The organism is Photobacterium sp. R1 (genome assembly GCF_054600795.1).
This window is the reverse complement of the sequence record NZ_BAAHZP010000139.1, coordinates 1-403: the sequence shown is the minus strand read 5'-3', so window position 1 is coordinate 403 and position 403 is coordinate 1. Positions and strand designations below refer to the sequence as shown.

1 protein-coding gene is annotated in these 403 nt (G+C 44.2%); it reads right to left on the bottom strand.

Annotated elements, in window-relative coordinates:
* The coding region (locus ACYP03_RS24360) for a hypothetical protein (RefSeq protein ID WP_459782421.1) at positions 1-403 on the bottom strand (403 nt) is incomplete at both ends.

Below are 403 nucleotides of genomic sequence, written 5' to 3'. Positions count from 1 at the left end.
AATCAATGATGGAATACGTCTTAGTTTTCCGTCACTGATGGCATCGACACCTGTGAATTTTGCAGCGTATTTATTGACATGAAAATACACTCTTCCCTGCTTAACTCGCTTCGAATCTTGTTCAGGTACTCTTTGCTCTGACACCAGTGTAGCAATCGTGTCCAGCAAACTAGGAGAATAACAACTTTCAAATAATGATGGGGCAACACCACCGTGTATCCGTGTTGCTGCTTCAATCATTACCGGGCCGTTCGATGGGTTCAGCATCAGTTCCATATGCACAAGACCATACGTGATATCGAGCGCCCTGGTAGCAGCAACTGCGTATTCACGAATTGTTGCCAACCCGGCGTCATAAGGATCCAATAGTTCCAGTCGATTATAAACAAATGGATTATTACCA